General features: G+C 69.1%; 1 protein-coding gene and 1 pseudogene. Both read left to right on the forward strand.

Annotated elements, in window-relative coordinates:
- Positions 1-142: 142 nt before the first annotated feature.
- The gene (locus tag GWI24_RS43910) at positions 143-1,096 is read left to right on the forward strand and encodes an FCD domain-containing protein (RefSeq protein WP_308344292.1); all 954 of its coding nucleotides are present in this window, start codon (positions 143-145) and stop codon (positions 1,094-1,096) included.
- A 462-nt stretch (positions 1,097-1,558) separates the two neighbouring features.
- Positions 1,559-1,840 (forward strand): annotated as a pseudogene (locus tag GWI24_RS43915) (RNA polymerase sigma factor); the annotation flags it as partial.

The following is a 1,840-nucleotide window of genomic DNA, read 5'->3' on the forward strand; positions in this document are numbered from 1 at the left end:
AGTCGCCCGTCCCCAGACCAGTGGATCAGGCCCGAAGCGGATTCGCGCGGCCATCGCGCGAACTGCTCGCAACTCCCCGAAGGGTGCTTCTTTCTGTCCGATTGAGCGTCAATTATGAGGTAATGGGCGATCACCCTTTCGTGTGCTTTTCACCAAAGACCTCAAGGGCTTCCGAGGCGTCGCCGACAAAGGATGCGTGAGTACCCTTGCGCACACCACGATGACCGCGGCTCGCCCCGCCGACTCCGGCCTGGCCGGTTCGGGCGAGCTTGACCGCTACTCCTACGCCGAAGCCCCTGGCGCCGACCGCGGCAGCGCCCCCTCCTCCTGGGACGGTGCCGAGGCGGAGATCGGCCGGGTTGGCCGACGCACGGCCGGCAACCGGGGCCGCGGGCTGCACGGCCAACTCGTTCAGCAGCTGGGCCAGATGATCGTCTCCGGTGACCTGGGCGCGGACCGTCCGCTCGTCCCCGAGGAGATCGGTCAGCGCTTCGAGGTCTCCCGCACCGTCGTACGGGAATCGCTGCGCGTCCTCGAGGCAAAGGGCCTGGTCAGCGCCCGCCCCAATGTGGGCACCCGGGTCCGTCCGGTCAGCGACTGGAATCTGCTCGATCCGGACATCATCGAGTGGCGCGCCTTCGGGCCACAGCGCGACGACCAGCGCCGTGAGCTGTGCGAGCTGCGCTGGACCATCGAGCCGCTGGCCGCCCGTCTCGCCGCCGGGCACGGCCGTGAGGAGGTGCAGCAGCGGCTCGGCGACATGGTCGAGATCATGGGCCATGCGCTGGCGCAGGGTGACGCCCTCACCTTCTCCCGCGCCGACGCCGAGTTCCACGCGCTGCTGCTCCAGGTCGGGGGCAACCGGATGCTGGAGCACCTGGCGGGCATCGTCGCCGCCGCGCTCCATGTCTCGGGGGCCCCGGTCTCCGGCTGCGACCGCCTCACCGAGGCGGGGGTCGCCCATCACCGCCGGATCGTCGAGGTGATCGGCGAGGGCGACGCCGCGGCGGCCGAGGCGGCGATGCGCCAGCTGCTGACCGTCCACCCGGATCTCGATCACGCCGAGGTCGGGGTGCCCGCGCCGCGCGAGCACTGAGCCGCGGCGCGTCCGGTCGCCCGGAGCGCCGGGTGTCCGGAGCGTGCGGCGTACGACGTACGGCAAGGCGGTGTCCGTAGGCGGCGAGTTCTGGCCGGATGGATGTCGTACGGCGTACGAGAGGGCGTCGCCGGATCCCGCGTCGCGGGTTCGGCGGCGCGGCGCGATCTGATCGATCGGCGCCGTGTGACTCCCATCGGTGCGCGATTGGGAGTTTTCTGTCCCGTTGGATGGGCATTAAGACCGTTATGGGGTGTGACTCGGGCCACGAGTATTGGGCGTAACGCTCTTTGGGGCAGCGCGATGATTAAAGAGGTGGCAGCCGCGGAGGGAATACGGATGTCGCTCAAAACGCTGTACTCCTCCGCACTCCGCCCGCGCCGTCGGTTCATCCCTGCCGGCGGTCGTCGGCTCCGGTCCCCAGTGGACTGAGCCGGAAGCCGTTTCCAACGTTCCGAGAGGTTGTTCGTGTCGGCCAGCACATCCCGTACGCTCCCGCCGGAGATCGCCGAGTCGGAGTCTGTCATGGCGCTCATCGAGCGGGGAAAGGCTGAGGGGCAGATCGCCGGCGACGATGTGCGCCGGGCCTTCGAGGCTGACCAGATTCCGCCAACCCAGTGGAAGAACGTACTGCGCAGCCTCAACCAGATCCTCGACGAGGAGGGTGTGACGCTGATGGTCAGTGCCGCAGAGGCGCCCAAGCGCACCCGCAAGAGCGTCGCAGCGAAGAGCCCGGCAAAGCGC

It is taken from the genome of Streptomyces sp. MK37H, from assembly GCF_018035285.1.
Lineage (GTDB): Bacteria > Actinomycetota > Actinomycetes > Streptomycetales > Streptomycetaceae > Streptomyces > Streptomyces endocoffeicus.